15 protein-coding genes are annotated in these 22,534 nt (G+C 38.2%); 8 read left to right on the top strand and 7 right to left on the bottom strand.

Features of this window, described 5'->3' with window-relative positions:
• Positions 1-147 precede the first annotated feature (147 nt).
• Together H4J69_RS10235 and H4J69_RS10230 are read right to left on the bottom strand one after the other, a co-directional pair.
• Entirely contained in the window at positions 148-705 is a 558-nt protein-coding gene (locus H4J69_RS10235; protein WP_182244439.1) for a class GN sortase, read from the bottom strand.
• Complete coding sequence (locus H4J69_RS10230) at positions 702-2,909, bottom strand: marine proteobacterial sortase target protein (RefSeq protein WP_182244440.1); 2,208 nt, start codon at positions 2,907-2,909, stop codon at positions 702-704. The genes H4J69_RS10235 and H4J69_RS10230 overlap by 4 nt, the downstream gene beginning before the upstream one ends.
• Positions 2,910-3,228: 319 nt before the next feature.
• Here H4J69_RS10230 and H4J69_RS10225 point away from each other — a divergent pair, with 319 nt between their 5' ends.
• The 4 genes from H4J69_RS10225 to H4J69_RS10210 are packed head-to-tail and all read left to right on the top strand — an operon-like array spanning position 3,229 to position 6,214.
• A complete protein-coding gene (locus H4J69_RS10225) occupies positions 3,229-4,620 on the top strand; it encodes a COG3014 family protein (RefSeq protein ID WP_220467869.1) in 1,392 nt (463 codons plus the stop codon).
• Between the two features lie 10 nt (positions 4,621-4,630).
• Positions 4,631-5,068 carry a YcfL family protein gene (locus tag H4J69_RS10220; protein ID WP_182203657.1) on the top strand — a complete coding sequence of 146 codons (438 nt, stop codon included), beginning with the start codon at positions 4,631-4,633 and terminating at the stop codon, positions 5,066-5,068.
• A 39-nt stretch (positions 5,069-5,107) separates the two neighbouring features.
• The gene (gene lpoB / locus H4J69_RS10215; RefSeq protein ID WP_070376678.1) at positions 5,108-5,710 is read left to right on the top strand and encodes a penicillin-binding protein activator LpoB; all 603 of its coding nucleotides are present in this window, start codon (positions 5,108-5,110) and stop codon (positions 5,708-5,710) included.
• 30 nt (positions 5,711-5,740) lie between these two features.
• Positions 5,741-6,214, top strand: coding sequence for a glycine zipper 2TM domain-containing protein (locus tag H4J69_RS10210; protein ID WP_182244441.1), 474 nt, complete (start codon positions 5,741-5,743; stop codon positions 6,212-6,214).
• A gap of 68 nt (positions 6,215-6,282) precedes the next feature.
• Here the strand turns inward: H4J69_RS10210 and H4J69_RS10205 are convergent, their stop codons facing one another.
• Both H4J69_RS10205 and H4J69_RS10200 read right to left on the bottom strand, forming a co-directional pair.
• Positions 6,283-6,468, bottom strand: coding sequence for a hypothetical protein (locus tag H4J69_RS10205; protein WP_182214313.1), 186 nt, complete (start codon positions 6,466-6,468; stop codon positions 6,283-6,285).
• 312 nt (positions 6,469-6,780) lie between these two features.
• Complete coding sequence (locus tag H4J69_RS10200) at positions 6,781-8,271, bottom strand: M28 family peptidase (RefSeq protein ID WP_182214315.1); 1,491 nt, start codon at positions 8,269-8,271, stop codon at positions 6,781-6,783.
• Between the two features lie 464 nt (positions 8,272-8,735).
• Between H4J69_RS10200 and H4J69_RS10195 the strand changes: the two genes are divergently transcribed.
• From H4J69_RS10195 to H4J69_RS20365, 4 genes are all read left to right on the top strand, one after another.
• Complete coding sequence (locus H4J69_RS10195) at positions 8,736-11,897, top strand: TonB-dependent receptor domain-containing protein (RefSeq protein WP_182214317.1); 3,162 nt, start codon at positions 8,736-8,738, stop codon at positions 11,895-11,897.
• Positions 11,898-12,172: 275 nt separating this feature from the next.
• Positions 12,173-12,694 carry a shikimate kinase gene (locus H4J69_RS10190; protein WP_182214319.1) on the top strand — a complete coding sequence of 174 codons (522 nt, stop codon included), beginning with the start codon at positions 12,173-12,175 and terminating at the stop codon, positions 12,692-12,694.
• Between the two features lie 34 nt (positions 12,695-12,728).
• Positions 12,729-14,039: an exonuclease subunit SbcD gene (gene sbcD / locus H4J69_RS10185; RefSeq protein WP_182244442.1), complete on the top strand. Its 1,311-nt coding sequence runs from the start codon at positions 12,729-12,731 to the stop codon at positions 14,037-14,039.
• Complete coding sequence (locus H4J69_RS20365) at positions 14,036-17,818, top strand: AAA family ATPase (RefSeq protein WP_182244443.1); 3,783 nt, start codon at positions 14,036-14,038, stop codon at positions 17,816-17,818. The genes sbcD and H4J69_RS20365 overlap by 4 nt, the downstream gene beginning before the upstream one ends.
• A 68-nt stretch (positions 17,819-17,886) precedes the next feature.
• On the opposite strand, the gene H4J69_RS10175 is transcribed toward H4J69_RS20365, so the two are convergent.
• The 3 genes from H4J69_RS10175 to H4J69_RS10165 form a co-directional block, all read right to left on the bottom strand.
• Positions 17,887-18,687, bottom strand: a complete 801-nt coding sequence (locus H4J69_RS10175) for a hypothetical protein (protein ID WP_182244444.1) — start codon at positions 18,685-18,687, stop codon at positions 17,887-17,889.
• A 167-nt stretch (positions 18,688-18,854) separates the two neighbouring features.
• Positions 18,855-20,519 (bottom strand): asparagine synthase B, encoded by a 1,665-nt coding sequence (asnB, locus tag H4J69_RS10170; protein WP_182244445.1) that lies wholly within the window; start codon positions 20,517-20,519, stop codon positions 18,855-18,857.
• A 211-nt stretch (positions 20,520-20,730) separates the two neighbouring features.
• A complete protein-coding gene (locus tag H4J69_RS10165; protein ID WP_182244446.1) occupies positions 20,731-22,449 on the bottom strand; it encodes a LysM peptidoglycan-binding domain-containing protein in 1,719 nt (572 codons plus the stop codon).
• Positions 22,450-22,534 lie beyond the last annotated feature (85 nt).

Raw genomic sequence — 22,534 nt, 5'->3', positions numbered from 1 at the left:
TAGATAATCATTTTACCAACCCCCTCAGGCAATTAATGTTAACGGGATAAACTTTAAATAGCCGTCGGTACTTCTTGATAGATTTTATAAGGTTAAATACCGTAATAATAGGGTTATTGGCTTAATGACCCGTAACCACTTATCCCCTTAAAGTAACTTTGCGGTTATCACATATCTTTCATTGCTATTACTGCTCGAGTTATTAAAAGGGTAGCAAGTGATTAATATTAATGATGAATCATCAGCTAGCAGGGGCATTTGACCTGTTGAAGCGTCAACAATGTTAATCGCTTCAACTTGATAAAGCTGGCTTTGACCATATCGGTCAGTTAATGAAATAATATCCTTCATATCTACCTCGTCTAAAAATGAAAAGTGGCTATCTCTATGGCCAGCAACCACAAAAGGTTGAGCACGGCTGACCTGGTTGAAAGGAGCAATAGCCCCGGCTGAAAAAGCGAGTGTGGTTGGGTCGCCGCCATTAAGTATCACCAAAGACTTTGCTAAGCGTTTAAATGAAAGCTCGGCAGTAGGGTAGGTATCAGCCCATGGCCAAGGTTTTATTCTTTGCTGTAAAGCCAGTGTCTGATGCCAGCTATAATTAATTAATTGCTGAGATAACCAAGCTTTAGTAGGCAACCAACTGGCTTGTAAACACAGCAAGCTACCGATGATCAATAAGGATGTTTTAATTAATTTTTTCAAGGTTGACCACCCCTTAATTTAATACACTGATAACCCCGCAATATAATAGCCTCGCTCATAGTTACCAATAACAAGAGTGCCATGCCAAGCAGAAATTGTAATTTCCACCCTAATGCTGTTTTAGGCATAGCGACCATTAAACTTTCATGGGCTTGAAAAACGGTATTCTTAGCGAGTAATAATCCGTCTTTTTGCTGTTTCTCTAAGGCTATAAAACTGGTGTAGGGCGATATGATTTGATGCTTGAGTGAGGTAGTAATAACCTGAAACTTCACCTTAGCTTTATCTGCTCCGCTGACTAAGCTATCGAGTAAGGTTTCTATTTTTCTACGCGCCCAAAGGGATGAAATACCGGTTGAAGATTGCTCGCTATCAATAATTAATTCTTGGTACCAGGGCGCAGTGACGGTATCACCTGTTAATTGCAAACTCGTGATAGGAAACTGAGATTTTATCGCTATCTGCAAGGGCTCGTCGAAATATAAATCAGGGATGCTTTTAGGATAAACCTCGAGGTGTTGATGAACTCGGCTGTCGATGATTAAGTCGATATTAGTGATTGCGGGTTGACTTATTTTAGTCATAAAGTCGCTCATCTTTTGTTGAACATCACTTTGGCTTTGAATAAAAACATAACGACCCCTACCAAATTGAGCGGCTTTCTTCATAAAGTAACCATTGGGCGCAGCGCCTATGCCAACGGTGTATAAACGAAAATCACCTTGGGCATTTTCAAGCAGTTGCATAAGTTCAAATTCGTTAGCGACAGCTCCGTCGGTAATAAAAACTATTTGGCGAATAGCCTGCGCTGCTTGCACAGCACTTTTTTTCATCATCAAAGCGTTACTCAAGGGACGGTACATTTCAGTGCCACCATCGGCCATTAAGTGACTAATAAATTGTTGCGCTTTTTTAATATGATGACCTGCAGCCATTTTGGTGCCGGAAAAGAGTAATTCGGTAGTGTCATTGAAAGCGATAATATTAAAACTATCTTTATCGTTAAGTTGTAATATAGCTAACGAGAGACTCGCTTTTGCTTGTTCCATAGCCGAACCTTGCATAGAACCTGAGGTATCAATGATAAAAATGATATCTCGTGCGATCACTTGTGCAAGGTCTGTCTTTGGCGGGAAAAAGGTCAGCAGCGTATAATATTCATCTGCTACTTGTTCAGTAAAACTGCTGATTTTAGCTTGCTCACTGGCTAATAATCGCCAGCTTAGAACGAAACTTTTATGAGCGACCACTTTGGCCTGATTTAAGGTAATAAAGTAAGCATTTTGATGGGAGTTTAACGCGCGCATCACTATTTTATGACTAGCACTACTAATCGCAGTAATCGCAATACCCGAATTTAAGGAAATATTAATAGATGATTGACTGCTGGCAATTGAAGGTAAGTGGCTAGGCGCTTTTGTGGTTGATGCGTGCAGCTGTGCAGGTAATTTATCTGCAGAGTAGGCTATTCGTTGCTCTGTAAGCTCAGAAGCTTTTGCTACTTGTGGATTTTCAGATAATGGCTGGGATAATTTGGGTTGGTACCTTTGAGTCATTGCTAGTGGTAATCGTAGATCAAAATTACCCTGTGAAAAAGAGACTGGCATCATAAAAGTTAGCGTAACAATAACGCTTGCTTGTGGTGGAATATTAGCAATTTTATTGATAAACAAATTAGCTTGTTGTTGCTCGAGTAAGCTCGCTTTTCTGCCTTGGCTTTTCGCTTGTTGATATACAACCTTAGCGGTGTTTTTTGCCATTATCTCGCCAACTATCTCATTATCGCCAACCTTTATCATTAACCGTTTTATTGCAGCATCTTCAGGTAAGGGAAATTGATAGGTTCCTTCTAAAGCAATCGCATGAGGATTAACGAAGGTTTGTTTTATTTCTACATAAGCAATTAAACCATTAATCTCAACATTGGTCTGAATATCAAGGGGTAAATTGGCTTGCTTTGCTGGATTTGGGTGATCAAATAATAATTGTGGACCATAAATAAGCGTATTGTTATTGGCTGTATTTTCAGTCAAAGCCATTTCACTACTTTGCGCATAACGCACTAAAGCCAAAGAAGACAATAGGATAAGAAACACTAGCAGTGATAACTTTAACCATTTATTTCGACGTTTTTTATTCTGTTGTCGGTAATAGTATGAGTCTTGGTAATCTATAAATTGTCGGTTTTTTCTAGAAGTAAACATCACTTGCTCTTTTGTGTAAGTAGTAGATGATATTAAAGCAAAGCATTGAGCGTTAGCGGGGGCGGTATTAGGGCAAAGTACTGACCAAATATGTCAATAATAGGGCAATCAAGCTTTGCTAACGGTTAACACTCTCAGAACATTACAAAATTCTTACAATTTACTCACAATTATTGTATTGCCTATTGGGCTGTTTCGTATTAATTTTACATCTAGCAAATCAAGCGCAGGTTTAGCTATTAAAGTGTTATAATGTCTTCATCATTAAGGGTTACTTGAAAATTTTATGTGTAAACAGTTATTAATAAAATTTTGTCTTATGTTTTCAGTAGCGACGCTTGTTGGCTGTACATCTATAGGCATGAGTGATTTGTTTTTTGGTTACAGTCAACAGATGCAAGAATCTCGTTCAGCTCAGTTAAGAGGTGATTTCGTTGTTGCTACTACATCAGTTATCTCGGTTAATCGCCAGCATAATAATTATGCCTTGAGCCAACTAGAAAAAGCCCGTTTACAGTTTCTTTCTCATGATTGGATGGCGAGTCAAAAAAGTTTTGAATTAGCCTACCAACAAGTTCAGGCTGAAGAGCAAGCAGCGAAAATACAAATAAGCAGTGGCTTGAAAAAAGTCAGTGCGGTGGTGACTAATGACAATGCCATTGGCTATGAAATACCTTCATACGAGCAAGGTATGTTGCATTCTTATCAAGCGTTAAATTATTTATATCAAGGCAGTTTAGAGGGCGCTTTGGTTGAAGTGCGCAGAGCTAATTTAGTGCAAGAACGTGCATTAAAAACTAATCAAGCTGAACTCTACAAAGCTGAAGAAGAAATGGCCGAAAAAGGCATCAACAGTAATAAATTATATGAGAACTTCCCATCAATGGATAACTTAATTGGTGATCTAAAAAACAGTTTTCAAAATGCTTATACTTTTTATCTTTCGGGTTTATTGTATGAAACAGCTAAAAAGTTTGATGATGCCTATATTGACTATAAGCGAGCGCTAGAAATATATCCCAATAATACGTTTCTGCAACAAGATGTCTTGCGATTAGCTAATAAGCTAAATATGAATGAAGAACTTGCCCGCTTTGAGCAAAGGTTTGGTCGCTATCAAGGGCAAAATAAAATAAACACAGGTCAAATAGTTGTTATTTTTGAACAAGGAATTGTTAGTGCAAAAGAAGAGGCAAGTTTAAATTTACCTGTCTTTAATACTCGCTCAGATTTTAAATTTTTCACTTTTGCTTTACCTGTTTATCGAGGGCGCTTACCAGCATTAATACCTTTGAGTATCAGTATTGATGAAAAAAGTTACCTTTCGCAAGAAATTGTCAGGCTTCAGTCTTTAGCAAGCAAAGACTTAAAAGAAAAATTGCCGGGTTTGGTAACAAGACAAGCGATACGTTTAGTCGCCAAAGAGCAGATACGTCAGAATTTGAGCAAGTCGGGTGGCGATGTCGGTAATATTTTAGCCAGCCTTTATAATATTGCTTCAGAAAAAGCCGATACTCGCAGTTGGTCAAGTTTGCCCGATAATGTGCAAATAATGAGGTTGGATAATGTTGTGGTAGGTCAGAAAAAATTGATGATTTCATATGCTGGTAAAAAGCAGGTCGTTGACATTGACGTAGCAGAAAATAGAACAACGCTCATTAATTTTACCGCTCTGGGTAACTTTACCGGTTATCAAACTATAAATTTGTAAGGATAAAAATATGCATTATTTTATAAGAATTTCAGCTATTACCGTGTTCAGCTCAATATTTTTTCTGGGTTGCGCTGCGCCAATAACCTCGGGGATCGGCACCAGTGCGATGACACAAGGTGATGAGTTTTCGAAGCATTTAGAGGTCCATAACCCTAAATTAGCACAACAGCTAAAAATTATTGATGTAAAATCAAGAAAAACCAATGGTTTACTAGAAATAAACCTACAGCTTAACAGTACCTATAAAAAGTCATTAAAATTGCAATACCACTTTAACTGGTTTGATGCGCAAGGATTTGTGATTGAATCACGAAAAACACCCTGGAAGCCACTTGAATTACATGGTTTTCAGTCAACAAGCTTAAGTGGACTCGCACCGAATGAACAGGTTGCTTCGTTCACTGTTTATGTGAGAGAAATCCCAGAAAAAGCTTATAGATATTAAATATTAAAATTTATTACGTTATATATTAAGGAAGTACTTATGAAAAAATTAATGATTGCCACTACTGTTGGTTTAGCTATTACCCTTGTGGCGGGTTGTGCACAAAAGTCAGTTGTTCGCTACGGTGATGCGACAGCGGTTGAGACGACCGATATTAACTTTGGCTCTACTGACTTACAAAAAGTTGCTGGAGAAATGACTGACTCGCTATTATTGTCGCCAGTTGTAGGTACGTTAACGCAAAATAAACGTCCGATCATGTTCGTTGAGCGCCTAAAAAATAAAACCAGCGAACATATTGATACTGAATCAATTACTGATTCAATTTCCACAAAGTTACTACGTTCAGGCAAGTTTCGCTTTGTTGATATGGCGCGAGTAGAAGCGGCTCGTGAACAAATAAAATTTCAACAAGACAGTGGTATGGTTGACACCAATAAAGCTGTGCAATTTGGTAAGCAAGTTGGCGCTGAGTATATGCTTTATGGGAACTTATCAAGTATTGTAAAATCCAACAAAGACAAGTCTGATGTCTATTATAAATTTACACTACGTTTAATGGATTTAGAAAGTGGCTTAGTTGAATGGGCTGACGAAACTGAAATTCGCAAAACTAAAGTTAAAGCATCAGTGGGTTGGTAAGAGCTGATATTCAATATTTAGGGGGAGATCATGAAAACAAAGCTATTTTCTTGTTTGTGCCTATTAACGATTTTATTAAGTCCAATAGTGAATGCGCAATATGACAGAAGCAAAGCCGTACCTGTCGAAAAAGTTCTCTTTGGAAAAGTACAATCGGTTAGAAATATTACTGAAGTAGAACTTATCGAAGATAAAGACAAAGGCTGGAAAGTTTTTGGTGGTGCGCTTATTGGTGGTGCGGTTGGCAATCAATTTGGTAGTGGTAGTGGCCGAGATGTAGCTACTGTCCTTGGTGCTTTATTAGGCGGTTCTATGGCCAATAATAAAAACCCACAATACCACCGTAAGACGCTTCATTTAGTTGAATTAATGATAAAAACTGACCAGGGTAAGGAGTTTATGGTCATACAATACTTAGACTCAAGAATGATTTTTCAACGTAATGACGCTATCCGCCTCATTTATTTGGAAAATGGCTCTGTACGGCTTGATAAACAAATGTAAATATTCAAATAAATATATCAGGCTTGATAAAAAGTGAGTTGGTGTTAGCACCTGCTCATTTTTTTTGTTTAAATGATAACGACTTCGATGTCATTATCTCTATCTTGTTCAAGATATAACTGTGCTAGGTCAGCACTGCCGAATGATTTTTTTATTTTTTGATAAGCAATGAATTTTTGTCTTGCGAGTTTGGGGTCTTTACTTTTAAGCAGAAATAACCAAGTTTTTACCAGAGCAGTTGGCATTCTTTTCATATTATTACTCCATTAATAACATTTTGATGGAGTATAGATAATATTAATAAAAAAACGACCTTTATTTTAGAAAAAGGCGCTTAAAGCACGCTAGAGTAGATAAAGAAGTTTTAGCTTGTAGTAAAGTACTTGGCCGTTTATCAAGTTAATAACTAAATAGATGGGTATTTATCCCCTTCCTTAATAAGAGACAATATCATCGATATAGCCGCTTTCTACTGTCGTAGAATGAGTTTTTTTCCTCTATCAACAAAAAACCGCTAGATATTGCTATCGAGCGGCGAAAAGTATTTAAAACAAGTTGACGAGCTTTTAGTGTTGAATACCACGTTTGTTTTCTTGCCAGCTTTGTTGTAAACCAAAGGTTTTCATCGCTTGTTCAAGGTTATATTTTTCAACCATTTTTACCACTTGCTCTGAGGTTTGACGTTGCCAAGGGATCTGGTCAAGGTTAGCAATACCTAAAATAGTTGCCCCCATAATAGCGGCGTTCAATTTTAATTGTTGTTGGTCTACTTTTTCAAAGGTGTCTGATTGAGCATGATAATTAGATGCATAGTTAGCGTCTGCTTGGTTAGCCACAAGGTTTGCGATACCTTGCATCATAAAGTCATAATTGTCAGTGCCAACAACTGGATCGATTATTTGGCTAAATGAACCCAATTCTGCGTCGGGATGCAAAACACTGTCGATGGTTGCTCTAATTTCTTCACGACCATTAATAAAAAAACCAGTAATAGCACCGGTGCCAATGTCTATGGTTGCGGCTAAGACATGATTATCTAACTCGTCTCTATGTGTTTGAGTGTACCCCCAAGAACCGTACATACCTTGTTCTTCGCCGTTAAATAGTACAAAGCGAATAGTACGCTTAGGTGTTATAGCAAGCTTAGTGATTTGACGAGCAAGATCTATCACTAGACTAACATTAGCACCATTATCAAGAGCGCCAGTACCCAAATCAAAAGAATCAATATGAGCACCAATTAAGACAATCTCATCGGGATAGGTGTCACCTTTTATTTCAGCAACAACATTATTAGCTTGATAAGGCTTTTCACCTAATATATTTATTTTCGCTGTTAATTTTAGTGATTCACCTGAGTTCAGTAGGCGTTGAGTGCGAAGGGCACTTTCCCTTTCCATAACAACAATGGCTAATTTATTATCAACCCCTGAGCTAGGTAAGTGGCGGTACAAGAGGTTTTTTGGCCGAGAAGACATATAAATAATACCTGTGGCTTTGACCGCTAACGCTTGTTCTTCGATGATGACCGCATTGTTATACTCTTGAAAAAGGCCTGAGATGCCGCGTTCATCATCCAAAATATCGGTTTCAATAAGTAACCACTTATCTGCTAAGTAATGGTCAATATTCATTTTTTCAAAATCTGCCACGCTACCTTTATTCAGATTGACGATTTTAGCGCTCAGGCCTCGATAATGGGTTTTTTTAGTAAAAGGCATAGCAACAATACGAGGTGAAAAATTTATTTGGCTATTAAAGACTTTAGCGCTAATCGTTTTCTCAGACCAAGCTCTTGGCATAGTAAAACTTTCTTTTTTAGCGGTAACACCCGCTTCATGAAATTTTTTCAGCGCCCAGTTAACCGATTTTTTATTTGCCTGAGTACCTGTTAAGCGAGCGCCTATTTCATCCGTTAGTTGCTTCAAGTCTGAAATAACTGGGGTGGGCGCCTTTAATGTGGCAATTAAGTTCTCAATGTCGCTATTAAAAATAGAGGTCGCGTAAGCACAATTGATTAAAAAAGCTGGCATAAGCAGCAAAGGGATAATTTTCATTATATTATTTTCTTTTATTGTTTTAACTATACATAACGCTTGGGGAATAATCAGTCAAGTTTGTTTTCAATAAATATGATCAGGAGAAAAAATAAAAAGTTAACATCTTAAAGTAACCAGATAGAGATCAGTTAGATATAAGAATTTCTTTAATTATTTATTAAAACTTTACCCGTGAATTTTTAATATAAATCAGTGGTGAAGCTATCAATTAAATTACAACTCATTTTTAGAGTGACTTTATTTATCAATGTGTTGCTAAAAGTTTACAGAAAAAGTAAACCTTTTAAATTTGTTTACTATTTTTGGTATGAATTCTATACGTTTAGGCTAATGTTAGTTTGTTCAGTTTAACTTAAGTTACGTTTAGTTAAGGATATTACGAAGTTGTACTTGAGTGATCAGTGTTAAGGAATTAGCTGAATAATTATAAAAATAAATATAATTAACTAAAGGATAATATTATGACAAAAGCATCTCCAATAGCGAAAGCTATCAAATACGCACTGCTTGCTGGTGTATCTACTTCAATGTTATCAATGCCTGTTTTTGCTGAAGAAGTTGGCGCAGAAAAAGAAGTTGAACGAATTTCCGTTACGGGTTCACGCTTAAAAAAAGCAGAATTTTCAAATGCTTCACCTATCCATGTCATCACGGCTGAAGATGCAATGAAAGCTGGCGTTAGAACAGTCGCTGATTTATTACAAAATACATCAATGGCAAATGGTCAACAATTTGATGGTTCATATAACTCTAACTCTGGTGGCTCTAATGCATCAGAGGCACCGCCAAGTGGTGGTGTCGGTTCATCTAATGTTGGTTTACGTGGTTTAGGCCCAGAGCGAACTCTTATTCTTATTAATGGTCGACGATTGGGCTCATCAGGTGTGCGAGGTGCTCCATCACAACCTGATTTAAGTTTGATCCCGGTTAATATGGTGCAGCGTATTGAAGTGATCACCGAAGGAGCTTCATCTATCTACGGCGCCGATGCTGTTGCGGGTGTTATTAATATTATTCTCAAAGAAAGTTTTGATGGTTTTGAAGTTTCAGCAAATATTTCTGATACGCAACACGGTGGGGGCGCTACAAAAGATTTCTCATTTATTACTGGTTTTGAAGGTAAAAAATCAAAATTCACCCTCTCTGCATCTTATTATGAACGCGATCGCATCGCCGTAAAAGACCGTACCGATTGTATTCGTAAAATATTTGAAGACGACAACGGCAAAAGAACCTCGGTGTGCTCAAGCCGCTTTTGGGATAATTCTATCTTAGATATTACCGGTTACAATGCTGATGATCCAAACGCGCCAGTGATGACCTATCCGCATCCATCAGGTATTGGTTTTTTTACCACCCCTGGCTCATCTGATGTTGGTATTCCGGGTTTTAGTTCGGCTTTTGGTTTACCCATTCCAAATGATCCTAACATTGATATTACCAGTTCAGATCAATTTAACCGCCGTATATACTCACCGGCACATTCTGATGCTGTTGACCGTATGGAAGCCGATTTAATTCAACCAGTAACTCGTTTTACTCTGGCGGTAAATGGTAGCTACTCACCTGATTTTTTTGGTGGTGATGAAGAAATATTTTACGAAGGTTATTATTTCCATCGTAACCTAACCAGCTTAGCTTCTACTGAACAAATTTATCCAACAATAGCTGCTAATATCCCCCATGAAGATGCTAATGGTAATTTAGTCACTAACCCCGATGGCTCATTAAATTTAGTTGATAACCCACTAAACCCATTTCCAGATTATGATGTTTCTCACATCATGACTTTAGAAGACTTACCACAAAAACGAGAGGTTGAATTAAATCACTTCCGCTTTGTTACTGGTTTACGTGGTGACTTTACCAGTGACTGGCTATCTAATAAGGGCTGGAGTTATGAGGTGTTTGTTTCATACGACCGCGGTGTTGGTGATCAAACTCAACCCGTAATGAATGAAACTAACCTAGCATTAAGTTTAGGGACATTGCGTCTAGACAATGCCGGTAACCCTATTTGTGGAATTAATGCCCCAGCTGGTATTGGTTTTATTACTGCCAATGAATGTGTTCCTGTCGACTTTTTTGCAGAATCTATCTTTAATGGCGGCAGCTACGGTGGCGGTACATTCGCTACACAAGCAGAAAAAGACTTTTTAATCGGTACGCGTATTAATACAACAACTGTTCAGCAATCAATGCTCTCAGGTTTTGTTACCGGTGACGTCTTTGACTTTGAAAAAGGTGCGGCTGCAACCGTTGCCATGGGACTTGAGTACAGAAAAGATCGCATAGATTCTGCGGGTGATATGCTAGGTTCAACAGGGTTAGTCGCGGCAGAGAATCCTTTAACAGAAGGAGCAACCGTTGGCTCTCGTGATGTGAGTGATGTTTTTGCGGAGATATCATTACCGATTGCGGTCGATCAAAACTGGGCAAATTTATTTGAAGTTGAAGCGGCACTTCGTTATACCGATGAGTCTAACTTTGGCAGTGAATTAACCAATCGTGCACGTGTTACCTACAAGCCTTCTGAAACTTTACTATTTAGCACCTCGTATGGTACCTCTTTTCGAGCACCAAATTTACGAGAGCAATTTCTTGCTAACCAATTTGGAGGTGTAAGTGGTAGTGCTGATCCTTGTATGGTCTCTGAATCTTTAACGACAAATAGCCAATATGATCCCTCTAAAGAAAATCGCTCACAAACAATTTTAGATAACTGTAGTGCTCAAGGTGCTGACTTTACTCAAATTGGTTTGAGTGGCGTACCCAGTATCCCAACCTCTTCAAGCGGTAATGCTAAAGACCTAAAACCTGAAACATCAGAAAATATTACGGCAACATTTAAGTGGACACCGGTGTTTGAAGGGGATTACGAGTTTAACTTTGGGGTTACTTACTTCAGCTTAGTGGTTGAAGATACTATTCGAACAATTAGTGCGGCGACTATTTTAAAGCGTTGTTTTGATTCTCCTAATATGGAAAGCTCATTTTGCCCTCGTATTTCAAGAAACAGTGGTAATGCACCCGTGATTAATTTTCCAAATTTAATTGATACCTCGTTTATTAATATTGGTGAAGAGACCTCGAAAGGTGTTGATGTTAATACACGGTTCGTGACTAACTTTGATAATGTAAGAATGACATGGGACAACCAATATACCTTACAAACTGAACGAGAAGTCACTATATTCAAAGGCGAATCATCTGAGGACTTGTTAGAAGATTTTGGTACGCCAGAGCATCGTTTAGTGTCAACCTTGAATTTTTCAATGGATGAATGGAACTGGATGATCATGGCAAATTATATGTCGGGTACTCAATCAGCTGATGATGTCAGAGATACGGCTAAATGTGATGTCTTTATTAAAAATGAAGACTTAGTTGGTAAGCCGCAAACGGTACCTGTTTGTTCTGCCGATAGTGCGGTTTATGTTAATACATCAGTCACTTATACCGGTGATGACTTTTTAGTGACAGCAGGTATGAAAAATGTCTTTGATAAAGCGCCAGAGTTAGTTGATTTAACTGCTGGCTCGAACCGTGGCAACATGGTGACTTCATCGGGATATGATTTATATGGACGTAGCTTTTTCTTAAATGCTTCGTATCGCTTTTAGTCATTTAAGTAGTCATATTTAAGCAAGTCGATAAAGGGCGATACGAGAGTACCGCTCTTTTTATTCAGGCACTTGTTTGCTACGAATCAAGTTAAGCAGATAACCTTTGTTATTGCCTAAGCCTATAATCTTAAGCTTTATTCGCATTTAAATCATGGCTAGTTGTTAGTAAGGATAAACGCTATCAACTTGTTTTTTTTGCATTAAAACGCTAATTTTTTATCATCGGTTCAGGTACACTACCTTTGATAATAATATGACAAAAGGTGAGCTACTTGCAAAAAATCCTTATTTTTGGCAATGCTGCAGCAGGTAAGTCGACTTTAGCTAAAAAAATAGCGGCAAAACAAGGCTTAGCACATTTAGATCTTGATACGCTCGCCTGGCTGGCAACATCTCCACCGCAAAGAAAATGCCTGTCAGATTCAGCCATTGCAATTGACACATTTACTCAACAACATGAAAATTGGGTAATAGAAGGATGCTACAGTGACTTACTAGAGCTACTGATTAATAATAATGCAGTAGACCATGACAACGTTAACAAGAAAGCGTTTGCTAACGAAATTATCTACTTAGATATAACGATTAATACATGCATTACCCATGCTGAAAATCGTCCGTGGGAAGCGCATAAATATCCATCAAAGCAAGCTCAGGATGATAATTTAGCCATGCTAATCGATTGGATAAAGGCTTATGATACACGCACCGATACTTTTTCAAAGCTAGCTCACCAGCAACTTTATACTCGCTTTGTCGGTAAGAAAAAAACCATAAAAACCCATGAAAAATAACTCACACCTAGGTTTAAAACCTTAAGATAACTTTATGAAATTTCGTATTCTCCATACTTCTGACTGGCATCTAGGCCAAAATTTTTACGGTAAAAGTCGTGCTGCAGAGCATCAAAATTTTTTAAATTGGTTACTCACACAAGTTAGTGAACATGACATTGATGCAGTGATTGTTGCGGGTGATATTTTTGATACCGGCACGCCACCTAGCTATGCCCGAGAAATGTATTTTGATTTTATTGTTAATATGCATGAAAAAAACTGCCAATTAATAATTCTGGCCGGTAACCATGACTCTGTTGCCATGCTTGGTGAGTCGAAGCAGTTATTGTCACATCTATCATGTCAGGTGATCACCAGTGTTAGCGATAAGATAAATCAGCAAGTCATTACGCTTAACAATAAACAAGGTCAACCAGGGGCGATATTGTGTGCTATTCCTTTTATCCGCCCGCGCGATATTATTAGCAGCAGTGCGGGGCAATCTGTTAAAGATAAACAACAGTCATTGCAGCAAGCGATTAGTGAACACTATCAAACACTATTTACCCAAGCAGAAGTTATTTCTTCAGTAAATGATGAAAAAAAATTACCGGTTATTGCCACTGGGCATCTAACCACCGTTGGTGTGACCAGTAGTGAGTCGGTGCGCGATATTTATATTGGCACCTTGGAAGCTTTCCCTGCCAATGCTTTTCCGCAAGCCGATTACATAGCGCTTGGCCATATCCATCGCAGTCAACGGGTTGCTAAATCTGAGCATATTCGTTATTGCGGATCGCCAATAGCCTTAAGCTTTGATGAAGCAAGTCAAACTAAAAAAGTCTTAATCGCAGAATTTGAACAAGCAAAACTGAGTCAGGTTATTGAACAAGATATTCCCTGTTTTCAACCTTTATTGATGGTAAAAAGTAAATTAGAACAGCTCAGTGAAGATATTAATAAGCTGGTTAGCGAGCTCAATAGTTCGAAGACCTCATTAGAGAAAGAACAAAAAATTTGGCTTGATATTGAGATTAACAGTGCTGAATATTTACAAGATTTAACCCCTCGCATTGAAGCGCTTGTTAAAGAACTACCGGTAGAGGTCTTGTTGGTGCGACGCAGTAAAACATCTAGGCAGTCGATGCCAGAAAGCCAAAAGAAAATTACCTTAAATGAATTATCTTTAGCCGAGGTGTTCTCAACGCGATTACGGCAAGAAAATTGGCAAACAGACACAGAGATAAGCCAAAAAGATCGACTTGAAAAAATGTTTGCGCAAACACTAGAGCAAGTGCAACAGCAAAATATCACAGGCGAAAAACACAGTGAAAAATCTCAAGTTGCAGGTGAAATTAAGTGAGAATATTAAGTTTACGATTTGAAAATATCAACTCACTTAAAGGTGCGTGGAAAATTGATTTTAGCCAAGCACCTTTTGACAATAGTGGTTTGTTCGCCATTACAGGACCAACAGGCGCTGGAAAAACCACCATATTAGATGCTATTTGCTTGGCGCTCTACCATCAAACACCCCGTTTAAATATTTCAGATAAGCAAAACCAATTAATGACCCGCCATACGGCGAGTTGTTTAGCTGAAGTTGAATTTGAAGTAAAAGGTAAAGCTTATCGAGCTTTTTGGAGTCAACGACGCGCTAAAAATAGTGTCGAAGGGAATTTACAGAAACCGATTGCGGAACTTGCCGAGATTTCAATGTCTACAGCAGATAATGATCAAATAATAGCAACAAAAGTATCACAAGTGCGCAATGAAATAGCCAGTTTAACCGGTTTAGACTTTTCTCGTTTTACCAAATCTATGATGCTTTCACAGGGACAGTTTGCCGCTTTTTTAAATGCCCCCAGCAACGAACGAGCTGAACTTTTAGAAGAGTTAACCGGTACTGAAATTTATGGGCAGGTTTCACAGCAAGTCTATTTGAACCATAAAAATGCCAGTAACGACTTAAAAATATTACAAGCACAGAGTCAAGGTACCGTTATATTATCGGCAGAAGAATTAACCTCGTTGACTCAACAACTTGCAACGCTTGGTGATGATGAACAACGAGTGGCCACTGAACATGATTTGTGGCAAAAAGCACATCTTTGGCAACAAAAGTCGCTTGAAAACCATAACAGTATTAATGTGGTTAACAACCAACTTGAGTGTGTAGCACAAAAAGAGCGCGACGCCGAAGATGACTTACGCTTATTGGCTTTAGCTAAGCTGGCTGAGAAATTGCGACCTGTTTTCGAGCAATATCAGCAAAAAATACAATTACAAAAATCATTAGTGGTCAGTAACAATGAACTTTTAATTAGTTGTAAAAATATCGAACAGCAAACAACTATCGCTCAGCAAGCCTATGAAGCCTTAACGAAAGAGCAGGGCATTCAATATTTAGCCGATCAACGCATTGAAAATTTGATCATTGAAGAAGTGATCCCCCTGGATAACAAAATATTTCATTGGGTTAAACAAAAAGAAGAATCAGCCAATAAATTAGTTGAGTTAGCTAGTGCTCAACAATTATCAAAAAATAATTGTGACAAGTTAGCTAACGAGCAAGAACAACATCAAGTACAGTTTATTAAGAATGAAGGCTTTATTAGCAATAATCAGATATTGAAACTTTTGCCCGAGAAGCTGCCATTATGGCAAAGTCAGTATCAATATTTATCGCTCACTGAAGATGAAGTACAGCAAATCCTGAGTGACCAAAAAAGCTTACATTTACAACGTCAACAATTAAATGTTCAACAAGAAACCCAACAAAATCTGATCAATAAACAGCAAAGTGTGCAAGATGGTCTTATTGAGCGATTTGAACAATATCAACAAGAAATAGCCGACGTCTTAGCGCAAGTGTCGATGAATGACCGATCAGCATTACAAAACAAGATACAACAACGACAGGGGCAAATTGCTGAGCAAATAACTGCCCTTGAAAGCGCTCGTCGCTTTAACTTTTTAACAAACGAAGTCGCTAATGCTAGTGCCGATAACGCAGAAAAAAAACAGCAATATCAACGCGTTTCTGAACAAGTACTTGAATTAAGAAACCAATATCGACAAGTGCAGATAAGGCGTGATGATGTCATGCTTATTGTCGATCAACAAAAAACTATTTTATCGTTAAATGAACATCGTAAAAATCTTCAGCCCGAGCAAGCGTGTCCATTATGTGGTTCAAATGAGCATCCGGCTATTGACGAATATTCATCATTAGCCGAGGGGGAATCGTCTGAGTACCAGCAAAGGTTTGAGCAGTTAACGCAACAATTAAAACAATTAGAGCAGCAAGGCAAGGCTCAAGCAGAAATACAAGCTCAGCTTAAGGCGGAACTTGGCGTTGCCGATAAACAACAAGAAGAAAAATTAACAGAGCAACAAGTTTTATTCAGTCAATGGCACTCAAAAGCACAGCCACTCGATCTAGATTGTCCAATAGCAGACTTGGCCTTTATTGAGTCTTTTATTGGCGAGCGAGAAAATAAGCTAGAAAATTTTGTTAACACAAACGTTAGGCTTCAAAAGGCTGAACAACATTTACAGCAGTGCCAGCAGCAATTAGTCGCTGCTGAAAAAGATATATCAACGCTTGAAAACCAAGCTTTACTGCTGATAAATAATCAAGAAAATGTCCAAATAAGTTTGCAACAATTAACGGTTCTTCTCACACAAAAGCAAAAAATTAAGGCCGAAGGGCTTACTGCTTTTAAAGCCGATATTACCGCCATCGCCAAGCAGGTAAATACCGAGCAAAGTAGCGTATCATTTGCAGCGTTGTTTAACGAAAACACTGAAACGCTAACCAGTAATGAAATTTTTTCTACTTGGTTTACTGAAATAAGCGAACAAGTAAAACACTATCATCAGACGTTGCAACAACAAGAACAGTTCTTGCAGGTCATTACCGGCTTAAAGCAACAGTTGGCTGTTGCACAAATACACCACAATGGCCTCAATGACGACCACGCGCAAGTTAGTCAAACTCACGAGCAAGTTATCAGTGAACTTAAACAAGCTCAACAGCAACGCTTTACTCTTTTTGAAGAAAAAACCATTAGCCAAGTCAGAGCGGATATCACCACTAAGCGTAATGCGGTAGCTGATGAGCTTGATAAATTACAACAAACTTTTCAGCAATGCATGCAAACGCACCAACACCAACAAGGTCTTTTAAAAAGCGCTGAACAGCAATTAACACAGCTTAATGAAGAAGTTGAATTATTGACTTCAGCGTGGCAAAACGCCTTATCTAAAAGTGATTTTTCTCAAGAAGTTGATTTTATCAATGCGTTATTACCCCCTGATAAACAAGATGTGTTTCAGCAAGTGTCAGACAGTATTACCCTTGAAAAACAGCGTTCACAAACATTACTTGAACAATATCAGCAACAACTTCAACAATTGACTATTGAGCAAGCTGCGATTCAACAAGCAGGTGTGACTGATTTTAGCACCTTGGCGATCACGGAAAAATTGGCAGCATGTAAAGAGCAATTGAAACAAGCGCAGATACAACTAGGACAATTAGGGCAAACATTAAAACAAGACGACATTCAACGCCAACAACAACAAGGTTTACTTGAAAAAATAACGGCTTTACAAAAAGATGTTGATGATTTAGCCCATTTAAACGGCTTAATTGGTTCGGCAGATGGCGCGAAATTTAGAAAGTTTGCTCAAGGATTAACGCTCGCTCATCTCGTTTATTTAGCGAATCAACAGCTCGAGCGCTTACATGCTCGTTATCAACTTAAGTGCCAACAATCGGAGGCATTAACCCTTGAAGTCCTTGATACATGGCAAGCAGATAGCGTACGGGACACCAAAACACTTTCTGGCGGTGAGAGTTTTTTAGTGAGTTTGGCGTTGGCGTTAGCTTTGTCTGATTTGGTCAGCGCCAAAACCAGTATCGACTCTCTTTTTCTTGATGAAGGTTTTGGCACACTTGATAACGATACACTCGAAGTGGCACTTGATGCGTTAGACAGTTTAAATGCTAGTGGCAAAATGATTGGTGTCATAAGTCATGTAGATACGCTTAAAGAACGTATTCCTGTGCAAATAAAAGTTAAAAAATGCAGTGGCTTAGGTGTAAGCGAGCTAGAGAGTCAGTTTAGATTTTAGTCGACAAGGGGTAGGTAAGAGTAGGTTATTAAATAGCAATTAACCTACTCTTGCTTATTATTACGGTGCTAAGAACCTTCAACGAAAGGAGGTGCTGTTCTCGCAGGTATGTTGCTTAGTGCTTCTAAACTTTCAACTTTTAATAATAATTTTTTATTCTGCTCACTGAGTTGAGTGACACGGCTCGCCAGGGCTATTTGCTGTTTATCACGACGTTGAGAGTTTGACTCTATAGCGGATAACTCCAGCGATAAATTTTTAATATTTTCAGTCAACTTTTCTTTTAGCGCGTCTATTGAGAACTCAGTAGCTACTTGCTTATTATTGACCTCGTTTACTGTGGTGTTTGTTGCCACAAGTGTTTTACCTTGAGTTACCGATAAATCAGTCAATAATTTATTGTCTTTTTGTAAAGTCTTAATTTGAGATTGGTTTCTTCGCCAAGCAGAAGCCCAGAGCTTGTCCATTTCTTCCCACAGTTTATCACTGGTCTTGCCGAGTGTTTCTATGCGTACTTTCATCTCTACTGCAGATTCACCCATTTCTTCGCCTGTAGCGGAAAGTTGGTGCTCTAAGTCGGCAATACGTTGCTCTGCTGAAGCTATAATGGCATTTGTTTTAATATTTTCTTGATAAAGCCAATAGCCAGCACCCGCAATAAATAAATAGATAAAAATAATAGCCGCTTTAGCTATTTTTATTGGTGGCGAATTAGGTGTTTTTTGTGGCTTTACTATTTTAGGCTGAGGTGATGTATTATCAACCGAATTAGCTGAAGCGGGAGAATAAGTTCGAGTATTTTTGAATGCCTCGACCTGATCTTTATCAGGCGTGATACTCGGCATGTTATGGTCGATTTGCTTGGTCAAAATATTTTCCTGTTAGTACTATTTATATCATTTTTATCTTATTGGTTATTCTACACAATTATAATTCTATGTATTCAAATTAATATCATTATTTTAATGAGATAAAAAATTGAAAAAAAAACCAATAAGTCAAACTTATCGGTTTTATAATATTTTAAGGATAAATGCTAGTAACTATCGTTATGAACACTCATTACCGCTCGACCTGAAGGGTCAGCATTATTTTGAAAACTTTCATCCCATGCTAATGCTTCTTCAGTACTACAGGCAACAGATTTGCCACCAATAACACAGTCGGCTGCTGAGGAAAGTGGAAACTTACCTTCAAAAACAGTACGATAAAAGTAGGCTTCTTTACTGTCTGGTGTATTCACTGGAAATTTAAAGTTAGCCGTTGCAAGTTGCTGATCGGTCACTTGAGACTCAACATGCGCTTTTAAGCCGTCAATCCAAGAATAACCAACGCCATCAGAAAACTGCTCTTTTTGACGCCACAAGATCTCTTTAGGCAAATAACCTTCAAACGACTCACGTAAAATCGCTTTTTCCATTTTTCCATTGCCACACATTTTATCTTCTGGGTTGATGCGCATGGCAACATCCATAAAGTTTTTATCTAAAAATGGCACTCGGGCTTCAATACCCCAAGCTGACATAGATTTATTGGCACGTAAGCAATCAAACTTATGTAATCTGTCTAACTTGCGGTTAAGTTCTTCATGAAACTCTTGTGCGTTAGGCGCCTTATGGAAATATAAGTAACCACCAAAAATTTCATCAGCGCCTTCACCTGAAAGTACCATTTTTATACCCATGGCTTTAATTTTACGCGCCATTAAGTACATAGGGGTAGAAGCTCGAATAGTAGTGACGTCATAAGTCTCTAAGTGATAGATAACTTCTTGTAAGGCATCTATACCTTCTTGCTCAGTAAACACTACGCTGTGATGAATAGTGCCTATGCTGTCTGCTACTGTTTTCGCGGCAATTAAATCTGGTGAGCCTTCAAGACCACAAGCAAAGGAGTGAACCTTTGGCCACCAAGCTTCAGCTAAGTCATTATCTTCAATACGGCGAGCGGCAAATTTTTGCGTAATAGCCGATATTAGCGATGAATCTAAACCACCCGATAATAAAACACCATAAGGTACATCAGTCATTAAATGACTTTTAACCGACTCTTCTAGCGCTTCACGAATTTTTGTTTTACTGGTGGTATTATCTTTAATCGCAGAATATTGTTGCCAGTTACGTTTATAATACTTTTGTAACTTGCCAACACGACTGTCAAGAATATGGCCAGGAGGAAACTCACTCACTGTTTTACAAATAGGCATCAATGCTTTCATTTCAGAGGCAACATAAAAATTACCGTCTTCATCATAGCCAGTGTAAAGTGGGATAATGCCGATATGATCGCGTGCTATAAGGTAAGAGTTATCAGTTTCGTTGTATAAACAAAAAGCAAACATGCCTTGAAGTTTATCAATAAATTCGACGCCAAATTCTTTATATAGTGGCAGAATAATTTCACAATCTGAGCCAGTTTGAAATTGGTAATCTACCGTTAAGTTTGCTGCTAGGGCTTTATGGTTATAAATTTCACCATTTACAGCGAGAATGTTTGTTTTGTCTTCGTTATATAATGGTTGAGCACCATGCTCAGTATCAACAATTGATAAACGTTCATGCACTAAAATAGCATGTTCGCTGCTGTAAATACCGGACCAATCAGGACCACGGTGACGTAATAAACGAGAATATTCTAGGGCTTTCGGACGAAGTGCGTCTGCACCTGTTTTTATATCTAATATACCAAAGATCGAACACATTGAAGCGCTACTCCTTTAAATTATTAACAAATTGTGAGGTACGTATAAAATTAATCGTTTATACGATAGGGCCACTGTGACAGCTATAAAAATATTATCAAGTGCTATTTTGCTGAATAACTTATATATGGTTATAAAGAGCCGTTTTTAATGTAAAAAAACGCTAAAGACTGCAGTCAATAGCGTTTTATTAACCATCAAATGTTATTGATTAAATATTGTTAGTCACATCAACCGACAATCTTATCATTTGACCAGGTTGTAAATATTTTTTGCGATTTAAACTGTTCCAGCGTTCAATATCACTAATTGAGACCCTAAATTTATTGGCAATACGTGCGAAAGAGTCACCACGTCTTACCTTGTAGGTGATATTTCGCATTATTGCCTGCTCTGGCGGCTGGTAAGACGTTGTGCTGGCTAAATTGTCTTCAACCACAGCGCTTTTCTGCCAAATAACCAGTTTCTGGCCAAGTTTTAAAACATCGCGTGGCGCCATACCGTTCCATTTTGCAATACTTCGGCTACTGACCTTATAGGTTTGTCCTATATCCCATAAAGTATCGCCTGCTACGACAAGGTGTGTTGTTTTCTCTCCACTTCGTTGACGGTTTTTAGTTGTCGCCGTCCGTTGCTTTTGAGAAAAGACATAACTGTCGAGCGACTGCGTCGCTACAGGAATTAATAAATGTTTGCCCGCACGAATTTGTGTGCCTCTAATATTATTAACCTGTTTAATTAACTTGATATCAGTATTAAATTTATGGGCAATTTCACCTAAGTTATCACCTTCTTTAATTTTATAACGCTGCCATGCTAAACGATCTTCTTGGGGAAGTTCAGCAAGCTTCTTCACAAAATTAGCGACTTTATGGTTAGGTATCAATAAACTGTGAGGGCCATCAGGGTCAGTTGCCCAACGATTAAATCCAGGGTTTAAGCGCTGTAATTCAGCCAAAGATAAATCAGCTAACTTAGCCGCTTTTGCTAAATCTAACTGCGATCCTATATCAATATTGGTGATCTGACTCTTGTTTTCAATTTCGTAAAGTTTAATATTGAAATCTTCAGGACGTTTTATTACATCGGCCAACGCAAGTAATTTTGGTACGTAAGCTCTAGTTTCTCTGGGTAAATCTAAAGACCAAAAATCTGTTGGTAAATTCTTACGAGCATTTTTTTTCATTGCGCGTTTTACGCGACCTTCACCAGAATTATACGCAGCGAGCGCTAATAACCAATCACCATCAAAAAATTTGTTTAAATATTTTAAATATTGAATCGCACCTTGTGTTGATGCAATGACATCACGGCGTCCGTCATACCACCAGTTCTGCTTCATATTGAATCGCTTGCCGGTTCCTGGAACAAATTGCCACATACCTGAAGCACGACCATGAGAGTATGCAAAGGGATCAAAAGCACTTTCAACTATAGGTAAAAGCGCTATTTCTAGCGGCATATCATTTTTTTCAAGTTCTTGCACAATATAAAAAATAAAGGGCTCAGCACGTTTTGCTACGCGGTCAAGATATTCAGGATGTTTTACAAACCAATTGCGTTGCTGCGTAAGGCGTTTATCTTCTGGAATTTCAAAGGTAAATTTAGTGCGAATACGTTGCCAGATATCATCGGATACATAAATATCATCAACAATTTCTGGGTCAGTTAAGGTAAATTCTACATCCGCAACCGGATGAATAATGTCAATGTTTTCATCGGCTAATATCGCCTGATTAATTTCAGCAGTGCTAGCGATCATCCGTTGGTCAATATCTGTTGCTTGAGCGCCATCACTATTTTGCACTGACGTCGCTTGACAACCCATTAGCATGACCGAGAAAGCAACAGAAAATGATAGCGGTAGAGCTTTTGCAAAAGTATATTTTTTAGCAGGTGATTTGTTTGATGTTTTTAAGATAAATTTCATGTAGGCACTATATTATTTTACTTAAGGTTAGTTTCACTTATTTAGCCTGCTTATTCAAGCGTGGCTAATACATTAGTCAAAGTGT

This window comes from Colwellia sp. BRX10-9 (assembly GCF_014077405.1).
GTDB lineage: Bacteria > Pseudomonadota > Gammaproteobacteria > Enterobacterales > Alteromonadaceae > Colwellia_A.
Note: the sequence above shows the minus strand (reverse complement) of the source record. Positions and strands in the feature narration are given on the sequence as shown.